The 16718-nt window shown below is 69.0% G+C and carries 20 protein-coding genes; 1 reads left to right on the forward strand and 19 read right to left on the reverse strand.

The window, feature by feature from the left end:
• Window positions 1-4: 4 nt before the first annotated feature.
• Genes tsaD through glmS form a run of 7 tightly spaced genes read right to left on the reverse strand, consistent with a single transcriptional unit; the run spans window position 5 to window position 6263 of the window.
• Window positions 5-1108: a tRNA (adenosine(37)-N6)-threonylcarbamoyltransferase complex transferase subunit TsaD gene (gene tsaD / locus AC1C2T_RS18535; RefSeq protein ID WP_495362958.1), complete on the reverse strand. Its 1104-nt coding sequence runs from the start codon at window positions 1106-1108 to the stop codon at window positions 5-7.
• Window positions 1105-1692, reverse strand: coding sequence for a GNAT family N-acetyltransferase (locus AC1C2T_RS18540; RefSeq protein ID WP_495386266.1), 588 nt, complete (start codon window positions 1690-1692; stop codon window positions 1105-1107). Before AC1C2T_RS18540 ends, tsaD begins: the two co-directional genes overlap by 4 nt.
• On the reverse strand, window positions 1689-2324 hold the full coding sequence (tsaB, locus tag AC1C2T_RS18545; RefSeq protein WP_495386267.1) for a tRNA (adenosine(37)-N6)-threonylcarbamoyltransferase complex dimerization subunit type 1 TsaB: 636 nt from the start codon (window positions 2322-2324) through the stop codon (window positions 1689-1691). The genes AC1C2T_RS18540 and tsaB overlap by 4 nt, the downstream gene beginning before the upstream one ends.
• Window positions 2325-2334: 10 nt before the next feature.
• A complete protein-coding gene (gene tsaE, locus AC1C2T_RS18550) occupies window positions 2335-2880 on the reverse strand; it encodes a tRNA (adenosine(37)-N6)-threonylcarbamoyltransferase complex ATPase subunit type 1 TsaE (protein WP_495386362.1) in 546 nt (181 codons plus the stop codon).
• Window positions 2880-4025, reverse strand: coding sequence for an alanine racemase (gene alr, locus AC1C2T_RS18555; RefSeq protein WP_495386268.1), 1146 nt, complete (start codon window positions 4023-4025; stop codon window positions 2880-2882). The genes tsaE and alr overlap by 1 nt, the downstream gene beginning before the upstream one ends.
• Complete coding sequence (locus AC1C2T_RS18560; RefSeq protein WP_495386269.1) at window positions 4022-4390, reverse strand: holo-ACP synthase; 369 nt, start codon at window positions 4388-4390, stop codon at window positions 4022-4024. Before AC1C2T_RS18560 ends, alr begins: the two co-directional genes overlap by 4 nt.
• Window positions 4391-4412: 22 nt before the next feature.
• On the reverse strand, window positions 4413-6263 hold the full coding sequence (gene glmS, locus AC1C2T_RS18565; RefSeq protein WP_495362963.1) for a glutamine--fructose-6-phosphate transaminase (isomerizing): 1851 nt from the start codon (window positions 6261-6263) through the stop codon (window positions 4413-4415).
• Window positions 6264-6351: 88 nt separating this feature from the next.
• Between glmS and coaA the strand changes: the two genes are divergently transcribed.
• Entirely contained in the window at window positions 6352-7308 is a 957-nt protein-coding gene (coaA, locus tag AC1C2T_RS18570; protein ID WP_495386270.1) for a type I pantothenate kinase, read from the forward strand.
• 123 nt (window positions 7309-7431) lie between these two features.
• Here coaA and glmM read toward each other — a convergent pair whose 3' ends face one another.
• The 12 genes from glmM to infA all read right to left on the reverse strand — a co-directional run bounded on the left by glmM (window position 7432) and on the right by infA (window position 16637).
• On the reverse strand, window positions 7432-8793 hold the full coding sequence (gene glmM / locus AC1C2T_RS18575; RefSeq protein ID WP_495386271.1) for a phosphoglucosamine mutase: 1362 nt from the start codon (window positions 8791-8793) through the stop codon (window positions 7432-7434).
• Window positions 8794-8816: 23 nt separating this feature from the next.
• Entirely contained in the window at window positions 8817-9302 is a 486-nt protein-coding gene (gene rpsI / locus AC1C2T_RS18580; protein WP_495352960.1) for a 30S ribosomal protein S9, read from the reverse strand.
• A 43-nt stretch (window positions 9303-9345) separates the two neighbouring features.
• Entirely contained in the window at window positions 9346-9792 is a 447-nt protein-coding gene (gene rplM / locus AC1C2T_RS18585; protein ID WP_495352959.1) for a 50S ribosomal protein L13, read from the reverse strand.
• Window positions 9793-10012: 220 nt separating this feature from the next.
• The gene (gene truA, locus AC1C2T_RS18590) at window positions 10013-10900 is read right to left on the reverse strand and encodes a tRNA pseudouridine(38-40) synthase TruA (RefSeq protein ID WP_495386363.1); all 888 of its coding nucleotides are present in this window, start codon (window positions 10898-10900) and stop codon (window positions 10013-10015) included.
• A gap of 348 nt (window positions 10901-11248) precedes the next feature.
• Window positions 11249-12304 (reverse strand): GNAT family N-acetyltransferase, encoded by a 1056-nt coding sequence (locus tag AC1C2T_RS18595; RefSeq protein WP_495386272.1) that lies wholly within the window; start codon window positions 12302-12304, stop codon window positions 11249-11251.
• 89 nt (window positions 12305-12393) lie between these two features.
• On the reverse strand, window positions 12394-13431 hold the full coding sequence (locus AC1C2T_RS18600; RefSeq protein ID WP_495386273.1) for a GNAT family N-acetyltransferase: 1038 nt from the start codon (window positions 13429-13431) through the stop codon (window positions 12394-12396).
• Between the two features lie 86 nt (window positions 13432-13517).
• The gene (gene rplQ / locus AC1C2T_RS18605) at window positions 13518-14054 is read right to left on the reverse strand and encodes a 50S ribosomal protein L17 (RefSeq protein ID WP_495362968.1); all 537 of its coding nucleotides are present in this window, start codon (window positions 14052-14054) and stop codon (window positions 13518-13520) included.
• 50 nt (window positions 14055-14104) lie between these two features.
• Window positions 14105-15094 (reverse strand): DNA-directed RNA polymerase subunit alpha, encoded by a 990-nt coding sequence (locus AC1C2T_RS18610; RefSeq protein ID WP_495362969.1) that lies wholly within the window; start codon window positions 15092-15094, stop codon window positions 14105-14107.
• Between the two features lie 138 nt (window positions 15095-15232).
• Entirely contained in the window at window positions 15233-15631 is a 399-nt protein-coding gene (gene rpsK / locus AC1C2T_RS18615) for a 30S ribosomal protein S11 (protein WP_170024924.1), read from the reverse strand.
• Window positions 15632-15675: 44 nt separating this feature from the next.
• Window positions 15676-16050, reverse strand: coding sequence for a 30S ribosomal protein S13 (rpsM, locus tag AC1C2T_RS18620; protein WP_495352953.1), 375 nt, complete (start codon window positions 16048-16050; stop codon window positions 15676-15678).
• A 179-nt stretch (window positions 16051-16229) separates the two neighbouring features.
• A complete protein-coding gene (rpmJ, locus tag AC1C2T_RS18625; RefSeq protein WP_282836964.1) occupies window positions 16230-16346 on the reverse strand; it encodes a 50S ribosomal protein L36 in 117 nt (38 codons plus the stop codon).
• A 69-nt stretch (window positions 16347-16415) separates the two neighbouring features.
• Complete coding sequence (gene infA, locus AC1C2T_RS18630; RefSeq protein ID WP_495352952.1) at window positions 16416-16637, reverse strand: translation initiation factor IF-1; 222 nt, start codon at window positions 16635-16637, stop codon at window positions 16416-16418.
• Between the last annotated feature and the right edge of the window lie 81 nt (window positions 16638-16718).

The following is a 16718-nucleotide window of genomic DNA, read 5'->3' on the forward strand; positions in this document are numbered from 1 at the left end:
CGCGCTACGTACGGGGCTGCACGGATTCCGACGCACGTGACGACGCGGACTCGGCCGCCATCTGGATCTCGGTCGCCGGCAGGGTCGAGTCTGCACCGAAGTCGAGCGTCGACGGCGGATGCCCCGCCATCACGAGTTGCGCGCCGAGTGCGGCGATCATCGCGCCGTTGTCGGTGCAGAGCGACAGCGGCGGAATGCGCAGTGCGACACCCGCGGCATCCGCTCGCTCGGTGGCCAATTCGCGCAGGCGGGCATTCGCCACGACGCCGCCGCCGAGCAGCAGGCGCGGCACACCCAGTTCGGTGCACGCCGCGACGGCCTTCGTCACGAGCACATCGGCGACCGCTTCGCGGAAGCTCGCAGCGACGTCGGCGACCGGCACGGGCTCGCCGGCCGCTTCGCGCTGCTCGACCCATCGAGCGACGGAGGTCTTCAGGCCCGAGAAGCTGAAGTCGTAGCGGTGCTCCGCGAGGTCTTTGGGCTGGGTGAGTCCGCGTGGGAACCGGATGGCTCGCGGGTCGCCGCCGATCGCTGCCCGATCGATCTCGGGCCCGCCGGGGTAGGGCAGCCCGAGGAGCCGCGCCACCTTGTCGAAGGCCTCGCCCGCGGCGTCGTCGATGGTCTCGCCGAGGAGCTCGACGTCGGAGACGAGGTCTCGCACGAGCAGGAGCGAGGTGTGCCCGCCCGAGACGAGCAGCGCGACAGTGGGCGTCTCGAGCGGAGCCGCAGTGTCGAGCAGGTCTGCGCCGACGTGCCCGACGAGATGGTTCACTGCGTAGATCGGCACGTCGAGGGAGATGGCCAGCGCCTTGGCGGCGCCGACGCCGACCATGAGCGCGCCCGCGAGGCCGGGGCCACTCGTCACCGCGATCGCGTCGAGATCGGCGAAGGTGACGGATGCCTCGGCGAGCGCCGCCCGGATCGTGGGCCCGAGCGCCTCGAGATGTGCACGCGCGGCGATCTCGGGCACGACGCCGCCGTATCGGGCGTGCTCCTCCATCGAGGAGGCGATCGTGTTGGCGAGGAGCGTCGTGCCGCGCACGATGCCGACACCGGTCTCGTCGCACGAGGTCTCGATGCCGAGGATGAGCGGGGCGTCGCGGTTCATCGAGTCGCCCCTGCGCCGCCCGCAGCGCGCTCGCCCGCGTCTTCGGCGGCGGGGCGGGTGACCGCCGGCGGCACCGTCAGCCGCATGTGCACCGCGTCGATGCCGCGCCGGTAGTATCCACGGCGCACGCCGATCTCCTCGAAGCCGAGCGAGTCGTAGAGCGCACGGGCGATGGGGTTGTCGGCGCGCACCTCGAGGAAGAGCTCCGAGACATGACGGCGTCGAGCTTCGGTGATGAGCGCGTGCATGAGGCCGCGGCCGAGGCCGATGCCCCGGGTCGACGGTGCGACCGCGATCGTCTGGATGTCGCCCTGCCCGCCGCCGGCCGGAGCGAGGAGGCCGGCGTAGCCGAGCAGGCCACCGGCGGGATCGGCATCGGCATCCGGATCGGCATCGCGATCGGGGCGAGCGTCGCGCTGGGCTTCGATCCGGTCGTCGACCGCCACCAGGTAGTAGCCGTGTTCGCTCTCGATCTCACGGCGCATGGCGTCTTCGGGCCAGGCATCGGCCTCGAAGGTCGCGCGCTCGAGCACCATGATGCGCTCGAGATCGTCGGTCGTCGCTCTCCGCATGAACACGCTCATCGCAACACCTTCTTGCCGGCCGACGGGGTGACATCGGGTGCTCGCAGGTAGATCGGCTCGTCGGGCGTGAGCGGCAGGCGACCGGCGGCGAAAGCGAGTTCGGCGAGCATGCCGACCGCGCCCGCCGAGACGATCGCGGCATCGAAGCGGATGCCGCGTGGCGCGGGCACCTCGTCGCGTGGCGCGAGTTCGGGGCCGCTGACCCGCACGGGCAGTCCATCACCGTCGAGTCCGTCGTACTCGGAGATCGCGAACTCGCGACGTCGCGCGTCGGTGACCACCTGCAGCAGGCCTGCGTCGCCCGCGCGGTACCGGGCCAAGGCGATCGCGTCGTGGCTCACGACCGGCACGAACGGGCGGCCGATGCCGAGTGCGAATGCGTGCGCTGCGGCGATTCCGACGCGCAGGCCGGTGAACGGCCCGGGCCCCATTCCCGCCGCGACACCCGACAGGTCGCGTGGTTCGACGCCGGCGCCGGCGAGCGCGTCACGGATGAATCCGCCGATCACCTCTGCGTGGCGCATGGTGTCGTCGGTGCCGGTCTCGACGAGACAGCGCAGTTCACCGCTCGCGCCGTCTCGATCGACGACGGCGACACTCGTGCCCGTCGAGGTGTCGATCGCGAGGAGCATGGCCTCAAGCCTACGCGGGCGCGGCGTACGGAGTGGCGACCCAGCGGGGCCCGCGGCCGATCACCGTGACCGTTCGCGGCTCGTCGGCATCGAGTGCGGTGCGGTCGAGGCCGTCGACCGTGGCATCCATGCCGCCCGCGCCGCCGACCTGCCCCGCGGCATCCGCGGTGCTCGCACCAGTCGGCCGCTCGATCACGACCTCGAGCCATGAATCGGTGACGTCCTCCACGAGCCCGCCGCCCCATTCGACGACGACGACGGAGCGATCGAAGTCGAGGTCGAGGTCGTCGAGCAGTGCAGCGCTGCCGAGCCGATAGGCGTCGACGTGCACGAGCGGGGCGCCGCCCACGAGGCTCGGATGGGTGCGAGCGAGCACGAAGGTCGGGCTCTGCACGGGCCCGCGTACGCCGAGGCCCGCGCCGATCCCGCGGGTGAGTGTGGTCTTGCCCGCGCCGAGCGGGCCAGTGAGCACGACGACGTCGCCCGCGCGCAGCACTGCCCCGAGCTCACGACCGAACGACTCCATCGCGGGAGTGTCGACCGCCTCGAACCGCATCACGCCCCGCCAAGGTAGCGGCGCGGCACGCGCGGGCCGATGCGGGTCACGATCTCGTAGCCGATGGTGCCTGCGGCATCGCCCCAGTCGTCCGCCGACGGTGCACCCGTCTCGGGGTCGCCGAAGAGCACGACCTCGTCACCCGTCTCGACCCGGTCGTCGCCGACGTCGACGACGAACTGGTCCATCGCGATGCGGCCGACGACGGGGCGGCGCGCGCCCGCTATCCAGACCTCTGCCCGATCGGAGGCCTGGCGGGGAACCCCATCTGCATACCCGAGCGGCACGAGGGCGAGCGTCGTCGCGCGCGCGGCGCGCCAGATGTGGCCGTACGACACACCGGTTCCGGGCTCGACGCGGCGCACGGCGGCGACGCAGCCTCGGAGCGTCATGGCGGGTCGCAGCCCCAGATCGGCGGCGGTCGTGCCGTCGCCGAACGGCGGGATGCCATACGCGCCGATGCCGATGCGCACGAGATCGAAGCGAGCGGCGGGCACGCGCAGCGCTCCCGCGGTCGAGGCGAGATGACGCACCTCGGCGCGCAGGCCCGCCGCCGCTGCCTGCTCGAGGCCGCGTTCGAAGGCGGCCAGCTGGCGCGCATCCTCATCGGGAGAGGTGTTCGCGAGATGGCTGAACAGGCCGCGCACTCGGATACGGCCTGCACTCTCGAGCCCCGCCGCGAGTGCGACCGCCTCTGGCCAGTGCTCGGGGGCGACGCCGCTGCGACTGAGACCGGTGTCGAGTTTCAGGTGCACGGCCGCCACGCGGTCGACGGATGCCGCCGCATTCGCGATGGCCTGAAGCTGATCGATCGACGAGACACCGAGGTCGATGTCGCGCTCGATCGCGGGGCCGAACCTCGCGCCGGGGTCGTGCAGCCACGCGAGGAGCGGCGCATCGATGCCCGCGTCGCGGAGCTCGTGCGCCTCGTCGATGTCGGCGACACCGAGCCAGTCGGCACCGCCCGCGAGAGCCGCCCGAGCCACCGGTACCGCGCCGTGCCCGTAGGCGTTCGCCTTCACGACCACCATCGTCAGCGCCGGCGCCACGACGGCCGCGAGTGCGCGGATGTTCTCGCGTACGGCGTCGAGATCGACGACGGCTTCGCGGAACGGTCGCAGCGAGGCATCCGTCGGCCCGCTCACGAGGCTCCTCCTGCCCCGTTCTCAAGCACGACGAAGGCACTCGCGATGCCGGCGTCGTGACTTATGGAGACGTGGACCCGATCGATGCCGAGGTCATGGGTGAGTTGCGCGATGGCGCCAGACAGCTCGAAATCAGGGTTGCCGTGCTCGTCTTGCACGACCCGCATGTCGTGCCACCGGATGACCGGGTTCCCTCCGAGCGCCTTGATGAGCGCCTCTTTCGCGGCGAATCTCGCGGCGAGCGACCGCGCAGGGCGGTCCCGTTCGCTCTCAGCGAACAGTCGGTCGCGAAGTGCGGGAGTGCGCGTCAGCGAACGCTCGAAGCGGCCGATGTCGACGACATCGATGCCGATCCCCGCGATCACGGCGCCACCTCCCGCGCCCCGTTCACTCGACCGTGACCGACTTCGCGAGGTTGCGGGGCTGGTCGACATCGAGCCCCTTCGCCTGCGAGAGCTCCATCGCGAAGATCTGCAGCGGCACGACGGCGAGCAACGGCTCGAAGAGCGGCGCCGCGAGCGGGATGCGAAGCACCTCGTCCGCAAACGGCAGCACTGCGGCGTCGCCGGCCTCGGCGATCGCGATCACGCGGGCGCCGCGGGCGCGGATCTCCTGGATGTTCGAGACGACCTTCGGGTGCAGGGCTGCGGAGCCTCGCGGGCTCGGCACGACCACGAAGACCGGCTGGCCCGGTTCGATGAGCGCGATCGGGCCGTGCTTGAGCTCACCGGCAGCGAAGCCCTCGGCATGGATGTACGCGAGCTCCTTGAGCTTCAACGCACCCTCGAGCGCGATCGGGTAGCCGACGTGACGGCCGAGGAAGAGCACCGAACGCGTGTCGGCCATCCAGTGCGCGAGCTGCGCGACCTTCTCGGACTCGGCGAGCACGACCTCGAGCTTCTCGGGCACCGCCGCCAGCTCGTCCAACTGCGTCGCGAGCGCGTCGGCGGAGAGCGTGCCCCGCACCCGTGCGAGATGCAGGCCGAAGAGGTAGAGCGCCGCGATCTGCGCGACGAACGCCTTCGTGGAGGCCACAGCGACCTCGGGCCCGGCGTGCGTGTAGACGACCGCATCGGACTCACGGGGAATCGTCGCGCCCTGCGTGTTGCAGATCGAGATCGTTCGCGCTCCGTGCTCACGCGCGTACTTCACGGCCATGAGCGTGTCCATGGTCTCGCCCGACTGGCTGATCGAGACGACGAGCGTGTCAGCATCGAGCACCGGCTCGCGATAGCGGAACTCGTGGCTGAGCTCGACCTCGACCGGCACCCGTGCCCACTGCTCGATCGCGTACTTCGCGACCATGCCCGCATAGGCGGCGGTGCCGCACGCGATCACGGTGATGCGACGGATTCCGCGAAGCTCCTCATCGCCGAACGACTCGAGTTCGGGAATCACGACCTGACCGTCGACGACGCGGCCGAGCAGCGTGTTCCGCACGGCCTCGGGCTGCTCGGAGACCTCCTTGCGCATGAACGACGACCAGCCGCCCTTCTCGGAGGCGGACGCGTCCCACGCGACGTCGAACGGCTCGACCTCGACCGGCTGCCCGTCGAAGTCGGTGACCACGACATCGTCGGCAGTGATCGTCACGATCTGGTCCTGGCCGATCGCCACGGCTCGCTTCGTGTACTCGACGAAGGCCGCGACATCCGAACCCAGGAAGTTCTCGCCCTCGCCGAGACCGATGACGAGCGGGGAGTTGCGGCGTGCGCCGACGACGACGCCGGGCTCGTCGCGGTGCACGGCCAGCAGAGTGAACGCGCCATCGAGTCGGGACACGATCCTGCGGAACGCCTCGCGCAGATCGCCGGTCGCCCGATACTCCCGGCCGAGGAGAACGGCGGCGACCTCGGTGTCGGTCTCGCTCTCGAAGACGAAGCCCTCGCCTTCGAGCTCGGCCTTCAGCTCGGAGAAGTTCTCGATGATGCCGTTGTGGATGAGGGCGAGCCGGCCCTCATCGCCGAGGTGCGGGTGCGCGTTGCGATCGGTGGGCCCGCCGTGCGTCGCCCAGCGCGTGTGTCCGATGCCGGTGCCGCCTCGATGCAGCGGGTTCGCGGCGAGCTCATCGGCGAGCATCTGGAGCTTGCCGGCCCGCTTCGCGGTCTCGATGGCACCGTCGTCATCGACGACCGCCACTCCCGCTGAGTCGTAGCCACGATATTCGAGGCGACGAAGGCCTCCCATAAGGACGTCGAGGCTGTTTCGCTCTCCGACGTATCCGACGATTCCACACATGGGAGCGATTGTACTGGCGCTGCGCTGTGCACTCCCCCGCCGTCGCGGCCCGAGCGCCGTCGCCCGAGCGCCTGACTACACTGGCACGGTGCCTGATCCGCAGAGCCAGTCGTCGCCCGCGGCGCAGATCTCCCCGTTCATCGAACTCGATCGGGCCGACTGGGCCGCGCTCGCACCGTCGATGCCCTCCCCATTGCGCGAGACCGAGATCGTGCAACTGCGCGGTCTCGGCGAACCGCTCGACCCCCGAGAGGTCGCCGAGGTCTACCTGCCGCTCAGTCGGTTGCTGAACCTCTACGTCGGCGGTACGAAGTCGCTGCACAAGGTCACGAGCGAGTTCCTGCGCGAGCGCTTCGAGTCGACGCCGTTCGTCATCGGCGTCGCCGGCTCGGTCGCCGTCGGCAAGTCGACGATCGCCCGATTGCTGCGCGAACTCCTCGCTCGCTGGGAGCACACGCCGCGCGTCGAGCTCATCACGACCGACGGGTTCCTCTTTCCGAACGCCGAGCTCGAACGACGCGGCCTCATGGCCCGCAAGGGATTCCCCGAGTCGTACGACCGGCGTGCACTGCTCCGCTTCGTGAGTGAGGTGAAGGCGGGCGCCGCCGAGGTTCGCGCGCCGTTCTACTCGCACCTCGCCTACGACATCGTCAGCGATGCGCAAGTCACCGTGCGTCGGCCCGACGTGCTCATCGTCGAGGGCCTGAACGTGCTGCAGCCTCCCGGCCCCGGGCATCGTCTCGCCGTGAGCGACCTCTTCGACTTCACGATCTACGTCGATGCGCGCACGAGCGACATCGCGCGCTGGTACGAAGAGCGCTTCCTGAAGCTCCAGCGCGGAGCCTTCGCGAACCCGCGTTCGTACTTCCATCGCTATGCGAGCCTCACCGAAGCCGAAGCGCGTGCTCGGGCACGCGAGATCTGGCACACCATCAACGAGCCGAACCTGCTGCAGAACATCCGTCCGACGCGGTCGCGCGCGTCCCTCGTGCTTCGCAAGGGCTCTGATCACACCGTCTCGAGCGTGCTGCTGCGCAAGCTCTGACGCGCGCGGCGCAGGGATGACGCATCCATCTCGCGCCGAACGTGCAGTCGCCGCCCATCCACGGGCGAAACGTGCACTCTCGACGCGAACCGCAGCGGCCGAGCACCCGCCGAACAGCCTCGACTACAGCGCGAGCTGCGCCAGCACCACGGCAGCGAGCGTCGCGGCGTGCCGCTCCGCGACGTCCTGCTCGGCGGCTTCGACCATGACGCGCACCATCGGCTCGGTGCCGGAGGGACGCAGGAGGACCCGCCCGGAGTCGCCGAGCTCGGCCTCGACGGCGGCGACTGCCGCAGCGACCTCCGCGTCGTCGCCGAGCGCGTGGTGGTCGACACCGCGCACGTTCACGAGCACCTGCGGGTAGACCGTCATCACCGAGGCGAGCTCGGCGATCGTCTTGCCGGTGCGTGCCATCTCGGCCGCGAGGTGCAAGCCGGTCAGCACACCGTCTCCGGTCGTGGCGAACTCGCTCATGATGACGTGGCCCGATTGTTCCCCACCGAGCGCGAGCCCCTCGGCCGCGAGCGCCTCGAGCACGTAGCGATCGCCGACCTTGGTCTCGACGACGCGGATGCCCTGTTCGGCCATCGCACGGCGCAGGCCGAGGTTCGACATGACCGTCACGACGAGCGTGTCGTCGGTCAGTGTGCCGCGTTCTTTCATCGACACCGCGAGGATCGCCATGATCTGGTCGCCATCGATGATCTTGCCGTCGGCGTCGACAGCGAGGCAGCGGTCGGCGTCGCCGTCATGGGCGATGCCGAGGTCGGCCCCGTGCTCGACCACGGCCGCCTGGAGCTGCTCGAGGTGGGTCGACCCGACGCCGTCGTTGATGTTCATGCCGTCGGGGTCGGCGCCGATGACGACGACGTCGGCTCCGGCGTCGGTGAACGTCTCGGGCGAGACGCCGGCGGCAGCGCCGTGCGCGCAGTCGAGCACGACCTTCAGGCCGTTGAGCCGGTGGGGCAGCGTGCCGAGCAGATGCACGACGTAGCGGTCTTCGGCATCGGCGAAGCGGCGGATGCGGCCGACGCCGTCTCCGACCGGAGCGAGCTTCGGCCGGCCGAGGAAGGACTCGATGCGGTCCTCCACCTCGTCGGGGAGCTTCGTCCCGCCGAACGAGAAGAACTTGATGCCGTTGTCGGGCGCGGGATTGTGCGATGCCGAGATCATCACGCCGAAATCGGCGCGGATCGAGTCGATCAGGAACGCGGTCGCCGGCGTCGGTATGACACCGGCATCGAGCACGTCGACCCCCGAGGCGGCGAGGCCGGCCGAAACGGCGGCGGTGAGGAATTCACCTGAGACGCGCGGGTCGCGCGCCACGACCGCGACGGGCCGCCGGCCGGCGGCTCGACGCTCTTCTGCGTGCCGCCCCTGAGTGAGGACGGCGGCAGCAGCCTGAGCGAGGCCCAGGGCGAGGTCAGCCGTGAGTTCACGGTTGGCCAGGCCCCGGACCCCGTCGGTTCCGAAAAGCCGAGGCATCTACGGAGATCCGGGCGCTGAGATCAGCGCTTCGAGAACTGCGGCGCCTTGCGGGCCTTCTTGAGACCGGCCTTCTTGCGCTCGATGACGCGAGCGTCACGCGTGAGGAAGCCCGACTTCTTGAGCGTCGCACGGTTGTTCTCGCGGTCGATCTCGTTCAGCGCACGAGCGATGGCGAGGCGCAGCGCGCCGGCCTGACCCGAGGGACCGCCACCCGTGATCTTCGCGACCACGTCGTAGGAGCCGGTGAGCTCGAGCACCGTGAAGGGATCGGTGATGAGCTGCTGGTGCAGCTTGTTCGGGAAGTAGGCCGCGAGCTCGCGACCGTTGACGGTGATGCTGCCGGCGCCGGGAACGAGGCGCGCACGGGCGATCGCCTGCTTGCGGCGACCGACGGCGGCACCGGGCACGGTGAGCACGGGGCGGGGGGTGCTGGGAGCGGCCTCAGCGGCGCTCTCGGTGGTGTAGCTCTCGGGAGCCGCTTCGATCTGGTCTGCGATCTTCGCCATGGTGGTGTGAATCCTTATTTCGAGAACGTCGAGGGTGCCGGAATTACTGGGCGACCTGGGTGAGGGTGTACGGCTTCGGCTGCTGAGCCGAGTGCGGGTGCTCCGGCCCGGTGTAGACCTTCAGCTTCTTGAGCTGGGCCCGACCGAGCGAGTTCTTCGGGAGCATGCCACGGATCGCCTTCTCGACGGCGCGGACGGGGTTCTTCTCGAGAAGCTCGGCGTAGCTGACGGCCTTGAGGCCGCCCGGGTACCCCGAGTGGCGGTAGGCCTTCTTCTGCTCGAGCTTCTGGCCGGTGAGGGCCACCTTGTCGGCGTTGACGATGATGACGAAGTCACCGGTGTCGACGTGGTTCGCGAAGATCGCCTTGTGCTTGCCGCGCAGCAGGGCTGCGGTGTGGCTCGCGAGGCGACCGAGCACGATGTCGGTTGCGTCGATGACGACCCAGTCATGCTGGATGTCGGACGGCTTGGGAGTGAAAGTGCGCGTCACGGAAGTGCTGCTTTCTGATCGAGTGAGGGGTTCGTGAATCCCACTCCGGTGGGTGTTCGCCCGCGATGCGTTCGAACGCCCTGGTGGAGGGCTCAACTTCGCATGTCGCCGCAGAGGACGACACCAAAGGGAAAGCTTAGCGGGTCGAGGCGCGGGCGTCCAATCCCCCGGGTGAGCCGCCGCCTGCGTCAGCACAGTCCTGCATCAGCACAACCCTGAATCAGCGCAACCCTGCGTCGATCGGATGCGCCCGGAGCGCACGCCGCGCACGGGTCTGCGCCGCCCGCGTCTCGAGCTCGTCGTCATCGGGGTATCCGACCTCCGTCAGCACCAGGCCCTTCGCAGGCATGACCTTGAAGGCGCTCGTTCGCTGCGCCGCACGAAGCAGTTCCATGGGTGAGTCCACACCCAGACGCCCCTCGCCCACCGCGACGACCGCGCCGATCAACGCGCGCACCATCGAGCGGCAGAAGGCGTCGGCCTGCAGCGACGCCACGAGCACGCCGTCTGCGTCGCGGCGCCACCGGTAGGACTGCAACGTGCGGATCGTCGTCGCCTCGGCACGCGGCTTGCAGAACGCCGCGAAGTCGTGGAGGCCGACGAGCGACTCGGCCGCGGCCGACATCGCCCGTTCGTCGAGGGCACGCGGGATGGCGACGGTGCGACGGCGCTCGAGCGGGTCGCGTCGAGCGGATGCATCGGCGACGCGGTACTCGTACCGGCGCCACATCGCCGAGAACCGGGCGTCGAACCCATGAGGCGCGCGATCGATGCTGTTGACGACGACATCGGCGCCGGCCCCGAGGATGCCGGTGAGTCGTCGTGCGAGCACACCCGCCTCGCTCGCCACCTCGGCCGGGTGCCCTCGTCGCGGCCGCGTCACCGCCCGCAGCGCGTCCAACGAAACATCGAGGTGCGCGACCTGCCCGACCGCGTGCACCCCGGCGTCGGTGCGCCCGGCCACCATGAGCCTCGGAACAACGCCCGTGCGCCGGAACAGGGTCGCGAGCCCGGCTTCGAGCACCCCCTGCACCGTGCGCTGCCCGGGTTGGCGGCTCCAGCCGTTGAAGTCGGTGCCGTCGTATGCGATGCCGAGCCGAAGGCGCACGACGGATGCCTCGGCGCCGCCGGTGCCCGCATCGGCCGGGTCGCTCGCCTCGCCCGCGGGGTTCGCACCGCCCGCAGGGTTCGCACCGCCCGCAGCATCCACTCGTTCGATCACCGAACCAGCCTAGGGTCCGCGTCACCGTCTCGCGCACTCCCAGGGCGCTGCCGTCTCGGCGCATGCCTCCTGGGATGGCGATGCGACGGCGACCCGCGCACCAGGGCCGCCGACGGTGAGCATCACGAGCCACCGGTCACGAGCACCCAACCCGCCCCGTGCCGACTGTGGGCAACGAGACCGTTGAGCGGATGCCGCGAGATGGAGAGGATGGAGTGCCGCAGGCAAGCGCCGTCAGTACTCACGCACGTGACTCACATGGGTGTGTGCGGGCGCGAAGCCGATGCCCTCGTAGAGAGCGAGAGCCCCGCTCGGGTTGGCCGCGTCGACGGTGAGGGTGGCGCGCTGGAGTCCGGCATCCCGTGCAGCCTGGAAGTGCCGCGCGAGCAGGGCCTGCGCAATGCCTTCACCGCGGCGATCGCGCACGACACCGACGAGCTGCACGTAGCTCGAGGAGAATCCCTGCCTCTCCCGGTCGCCTTGGTTGAACAACGCGAGCACGAAGCCGACCACCCCCGCCCCGCTGGTCCCGGTCGACTCGTCTGGCGCCTCCGCAACGGCGACGAACGAGAGTTCGGGAGCGAATCTCTCCGAATGCACCATCGATGACCACTCCTCGACGCTCCTCGACTGGCTGCCCCAGTGGTCGCGGAATGCGTCGTTTCGCGCGACTCGCGTCGGCTCGGCGAGCTCGTCACTCCAGCCTGCGATCGTCACGTCGACCGGATGATGGAACATGGGGAGCGGCTCGGAGAGGTCCCGCTCGAGGATGAAGAAGTGCCTCGTAAGCGGTTGTCCGTGCCCCTCGAGAAGCGCGGAGGCATCCGGCGACCGTTCATCGGCATACGCCATGATCCAGCCGGGCAGCGTCAAGTCGCTGGATCGCAACTGCTGCCGCGCCCGTGCGAGTTGCCACTGAAGCAGGGCGGCACCGAGGCCGCGTCGGCGCACGGCGGGGTGCACCGAGCCGAGGACGATCGAGCGCACGAGCGTCTCCTGCCCCGGCGGCATGACCGCCGTACCGTATGCGAGCACGTCGCCGCCAGGTCCGGTCGCGAGCATGGTGTCACGAACGGCGTCGATGTGCGACAGCTCGAACGGCTCGCCGACCTCCTCCCTCGTCTCGACCCAGTCGGGGTGGTCCGTTGCGGCGACGGCGGCGAAGAAGACGAGCATGGCATCGATGTCAGCCTCGGTCGCCGGGCGCCACAGGGCATCCGGATGCTGCGGAGTCTCGACGTCCTCTGCGGGAACCCGGTCACTCAGCCGTACGCTCTGCTGCTCGCTCATCCGCTCATCCTGCCGAATCAGGCCGGTCGACGCGATCCGACGCGACGTCTCCGCGACGTCGTGTTCGTTGCACGAGGGACGCCGGAGCGCTACACCACGATCGTGTAGCTGGTCTCGCGGGTCGCCGCTCGGAACCCCATGCGCTCGTACAGGGCTAGCGCACCGGTGGGGCTCGCGGCGTCGACCTCGAGCGTGGAGTACTCGAGCCCGGCGACACTGGCAGCCGCCAGGTGGGTCGCCAGCAGCGCCTTTGCGATGCCGCGCCCGCGTTGGCCGCGCACGACGCCGACGAGTGGCACGTGCGCACTCGAGAAGCCCTGCCCGGCCCAGTCGTCTTCCTTCACTTCGGCGAGCACGAACCCCACGACACGGTCGCTCGCCTCTTCGACGGCCACGACCGAGAGATCGGGTCGGAACACCGCGCTCGAGGCGAAGGCCCGCCATTGCTCCTCGGATGTCGGCTGGCTGCCCCAGTGATCGCGGAACGCGTCGTTGCGAGCCTCTCGCACCTCGTCGATCCGCGATGACGTCAGCATCTCGATGCGAACACCGTCGCCGGGACCAGCATCATCGATCGGCTCCCCGAGATCTCGGCGCAAACCCGCGAAGTACCGCGCCGCGCTGAACCCCGACGACTCGAACAGCGGACCGGCCCCCCGCGCGCGGTCGTCGGAGAAGGCCATTATCCAGCCGGGAAGCGGCAGATCGGATGCCGCGAGCTGCTGTTCGCCCCGCGCACGCTGCCAGGCGAAAAGCACTCGGCCGATGCCCCGCCGACGCAGTTCGGGATGCACGCCGCCCGCGAGGATCGTGCGCACGAGCGTGTCGTGCTCCGGCGGGTGGTACGCGATGCCCCACGCCACCGCCCGACCGTCGGCATCGAGCGCGACGACCGTGTCGAGTTCGCGGTCGACGAACGACATCCCGAGGTCGTCGGCGAGCTCCTCGCGCGGCACCGCGTACTCGGGATGGTCGGCCGCCGCCATCGCCGCCTCGAGTGCGACGAGCAGGTCGAGGTCGTCATCGCCGACCGGACGCCATGTCACGACGTCGGGATGCGAAAGGGGCGGGAGCGTCTCGGGAGCCGCGATGCGCTCGGAGAGCGGCGGCAAGTCGTGCTCGGTCACTCTTTCAGCCTAGACGGCGACACGTGCGTGGCACGCAGAAGGCCCCGGTGCAATCGCACCGGGGCCTTCGTGAACGAGTGTCGAGACTACTTGGCCTCGGCGGCCTCGGTCTCGGCGGGCGCCTCGTCGGCGACAGCCTCGGTCGTCTCATCGGCGGCAGCCTCGGTCTCGACGACCTCGGTCTCCTCGACGACCTCGGCCGGAACCTCCTCGGCGACGGGCGCCTCGGCGGCGGCCGGCTTGGCTGCGCGCTTCTTCGGGGTCACGGGCTCGAGCACGAGCTCGATGACCGCCATGGGCGCGTTGTCGCCCTTGCGGTTGCCGATCTTCGTGATGCGGGTGTAACCGCCTTCACGGTCGGCGACCTGCGGTGCGATGACCGTGAACAGCTCGTGCACGACGGTCTTGTCGCCGATGACACCGAGCACACGACGACGCGCGTGCAGGTCACCGCGCTTGCCGAACGTCACCAGACGCTCGGCGAGCGGACGCAGGCGCTTGGCCTTCGTCTCGGTCGTGGTGATGCGCTTGTGCGTGAACAGCGCAGCAGCGAGGTTCGCGAGCATCAACCGCTCGTGGGCGGGGCCGCCTCCGAGGCGGGGGCCCTTCGTGGGCTTCGGCATGGTTCGTTCTCTCCAGTAGGTGGGGGTGGGCGGGCGGGCGCAGTGCCTGCCTAGTTGTTCTCGTCTTCGAAGCCCGTGTAGAAGTGGGCGCCGTCGAACCCGGGGACCGAGTCCTTGAGCGACAGACCCATTTCGGTGAGCTTGTCCTTGACCTCATCCACCGACTTCTGACCGAAGTTGCGGATGTTCATGAGCTGCGATTCCGACAGGGCGACGAGCTCGGACACCGTGTTGATGCCCTCGCGCTTCAGGCAGTTGTAGCTGCGCACCGACAGGTCGAGGTCTTCGATCGGGATCGAGAGCTCGCTGGAGAGCACGGCATCGACCGGCGCGGGGCCGATCTCGATGCCCTCGGCGGCGGTGTTCAGCTCGCGGGCGAGACCGAACAGCTCGGTGAGCGTGCGGCCCGCCGAAGCGATCGCGTCGCGCGGCGTGATGGCCGCTTTCGACTCGACGTCGACCACGAGACGGTCGAAGTCGGTGCGCTCGCCGGCACGGGTGGCCTCGACACGGTAGGTGACCTTGAGTACCGGCGAGTAGATCGAGTCGACCGGGATCTGGCCGGCCTCTGAGTACTCGTTGCGGTTCTGGCTGGCCGAGACGTAGCCGCGGCCACGCTCGATCGTGAGCTCGAGCTCGAACTTCGCCGAGTCGTTGAGCGTCGCGATGACGAGCTCGGGGTTGTGCACCTCGACGCCGGCCGGAGCCGAGATGTCGGCGGCGGTGACCTCACCGGAACCCTGCTTGCGCAGGTACGCGGTGATCGGCTCGTCGTGCTCGCTGGAGACGACCAGGTTCTTGATGTTGAGGATGATCTCGGTGACATCCTCCTTCACGCCCGGAACGGTCGAGAACTCGTGGAGCACGCCGTCGATGCGGATGCTCGTCACGGCTGCGCCGGGGATCGAGGAGAGGAGGGTGCGACGGAGCGAGTTGCCCAGGGTGTAACCGAAGCCCGGCTCGAGGGGCTCGATCACGAAACGCGAACGGAACTCCGAGATGTTCTCTTCGGTGAGCGTCGGGCGCTGTGCGATCAGCACTGTTGATTCCTTTCGGCAGGGTGTCCGCTATATGACACCTGCGAGTACGAGGATCTTGAGTTGTATGAGAGAACGGATGTCCCGGCGATCGAGGAGAGCCCGGCTGAGCCGGACGCCTCCTCGATCACCGGGAAGAGATCAGACGCGACGTCGCTTGGGCGGGCGGCATCCGTTGTGCGCCTGGGGCGTCACGTCGTTGATGCTGCCGACCTCGAGCCCTGCGGCCTGAAGGGAACGGATCGCGGTCTCGCGGCCCGAGCCGGGGCCCTTGACGAAGACGTCGACCTTCTTCATGCCGTGCTCCTGCGCCTGGCGGGCGGCCGACTCTGCGGCCAGCTGCGCGGCGAACGGGGTCGACTTGCGCGAGCCCTTGAAGCCGACGCCGCCGGAGGAAGCCCAGCTGATCACGGCACCGTTGGTGTCGGTGATCGAGACGATCGTGTTGTTGAACGTCGACTTGATGTGGGCCTGGCCCACTGCGATGTTCTTCTTTTCCTTCTTGCGCGGCTTGCGAGCTGCCGTCTTGGGTGCTGCCATGATTTCTCCTGAATCCTAGAGGCGCTGGATCACTGGGCCGAGGCCTAGCGAGCCTTCTTCTTGCCGGCCACGGTGCGCTTCGGTCCCTTGCGGGTGCGAGCGTTGGTCTTGGTGCGCTGGCCTCGGACCGGGAGACCGCGACGGTGGCGGATGCCCTCGTAGGAGCCGATCTCGACCTTGCGGCGGATGTCGGCTGCCACCTCACGGCGCAGGTCACCCTCAACCTTGAAGTTGACCTCGATGTAGTCGCGGAGGGCGATGAGCTGCTCGTCGCTGAGGTCCTTCACGCGAATGTTTCCGTCGATGCCGGTCTCGGCGAGCGTGGTGAGCGCTCGCGTGCGGCCGACGCCGTAGATGTAAGTCAGTGCGATCTCCACGCGCTTCTCGCGCGGGATGTCGACTCCTGCCAGACGTGCCATGTGTGGCTTCTCCTGTTTCGAAGTGGAGGTGTGGAACAACGCCGGTGCCCGGGCCTCCGACCCGAGGTGTCCGTATCGCTGATCGAGTAGCCGCGAAGCGGCGTATCGAAATCGATACTTCTGGCGCTGCCGATATGTTCAGTTGTGGGGAACGGGGCGCGTGCGCCCCTCGTCTGTGACTAGCCCTGACGCTGCTTGTGGCGCGGGTTGGCCTTGCAGATGACCATGACGCGGCCGTGGCGGCGAATCACCTTGCAGTGGTCGCAGATGGGCTTGACGCTGGGGTTGACCTTCACGATTATTCCTTGGATTTCGCTGTCCTCGTACCCGCGGGACGCCGCGGGCCGTTACTTTCCGAACAGCCCTTACTTGTAGCGGTAGACGATGCGGCCGCGCGTCAGGTCGTATGGGCTCAGCTCCACGATCACGCGGTCTCCGGGGAGAATGCGGATGTAGTGCTGGCGCATCTTCCCTGAAATGTGCGCGAGGACCTTGTGCCCGTTCGAGAGTTCCACCCGGAACATCGCGTTCGGAAGGGCCTCGGTGACCGAGCCTTCAATCTCGATGACGCCGTCTTTCTTGGCCATAGCCTCACTATCGCTTGGAGTTTGGGATGCTGGTCGTGCGATGGTTCTGCGCAGAGCGCAGCTCCGTCAAACACAGAAGAT

The organism is Agromyces sp. Y558, assembly GCF_059445415.1.